Consider the following 1,638-nt stretch of genomic DNA (forward strand, 5'->3'; position numbering starts at 1 on the left):
ACCTTTACAGTAGAGGAGGTAGATGGGGATGGTGAGCCTATCACAGTAGAAAACTTTGATAAGTCAGAGGAAGGGCTTAAAGTAACCAACACCTACAAGATTCCTCTAGGAGACCTAAGAGCGAAGAAAACTTGGGTCAATGGTAAGGTTGTAAGAGAGAATATCTGGCTTAAGGTTTACAGAGTTCTAGGCCAACTAGAAGAGGAAGTAGATACAGACCTTAAGGAAGTTGAAATTCTTGATGGCCAAGACTCCTATGAGGTTGAGTGGAAGGATCTTGAATTAACCAACTCACAAGGAGAATACTATGACTTTGTTGTTAGGGAAGTAGACCAAAACGGAGAGAATTTAGATCTTGAAAGCTTTGAAAAGTTTGAAGATGGCAGAGAGGTTATAAACACCTATGTGATTCCTAAGACTGATATTAGCGCTTTTAAGATTTGGCAAGATGGTCCCAATACAAGACCTGATATCTGGTTTAAACTCTATAGGAGCCTAGACCTTGAAGATGAAGGATCATGGGAGGCTCTTGAGGGAGTAGACCCAGTAAAACTAGAGTCTGGAACTAAAGAAGTGGTATTTGCTGGTGTAGAAAAGACTGACAAAGATGGTAATCCCTATTACTTTAAGGTGGTGGAAGTAGATGGAGAGGGTAAAGATTATACTCCTGATAACTATGAAAAAACCGAAGAAGGCTTAAGGGTAACCAACAAATATATCATTCCTAAGGGTGAAATCAAGGCGCTTAAGACCTGGTTTGGTGAGGCTGATAAGAGACCTACTATTTGGTTTAAACTCTTTAGACAGATTGAGGGTGGTCAGGTAGAGGATGTTGAAGCAGATATATTAGAGCTTCTTGATGGAGTTACAGAGGTTGCCTGGCAGGATATGGATCTAACAGACATTGATGGTAACGACTATATCTATTCTGTTAAGGAAGTGGACGAGGATGGCGATGACTATGTGCCTGTCTATTATGTTAAAGAAGAGAAGCTCCTAGAAGTATCAAATAGCCTTATCGAAAAAGGTCAGCTAAGCCTAACCAAGATTCTTGAAGGTAGGAAACTAAAGGATAAGGAATTTACCTTTAACCTTATGTCAGAGGACATGATTGTAGAAACCGTCAAAAACGATGGGGAAGGTAAAATAAGCTTCGAGGTTCTCAGCTTTGAAGAACCTGGCGTTTACAACTACAGCATAGTAGAAGTTAAGGGTAAGGATAGTGAGATAAGCTACGATGAGTCTGTTATTAAGGTAAGTATCAAGGTTGATGAAAAGGGACAAGTTGAGATAGTATATAGCGACGAAAAGGGTAAGGTTTTAGAAAAACCAAGCTTTGTCAATAAGTATACACCTAGTAAACTTCCAGCAACTGGTGCAGCTCCTATGGCTGGTATGCTCTTTGGAGGGCTTGCCCTCTTAGGCGGAGCCTTTGTACTCTTAAGAAAAAAAGACTAATTAATAGAAGTTAAGCGAATTTGCGACTAGGGCCGGTGAATAAGCTGGCCCTTTTTATGTGAGAATTTTAATGTATATTTGGGTCTTGACATGCTACAATAGCAGAGAAAGGTAGGGTTTTATGGGAAGAATAGGAAACATAGTTAATAGAAAAGCCAAGCAGGATGCTAAAAAGGCAGG

1 protein-coding gene is annotated in these 1,638 nt (G+C 40.0%); it reads left to right on the forward strand.

All coding sequences use genetic code 11. From position 1 onward, the window contains the following. A partial coding sequence (locus GXZ13_07780) for a Cna B-type domain-containing protein (GenBank protein ID NLX75702.1) occupies positions 1-1,458 on the forward strand: 1,458 nt, incomplete at its 5' end. Positions 1,459-1,638 lie beyond the last annotated feature (180 nt).

The organism is Synergistaceae bacterium (assembly GCA_012728235.1).
Classification (GTDB): domain Bacteria; phylum Synergistota; class Synergistia; order Synergistales; family Synergistaceae; genus JAAYFL01.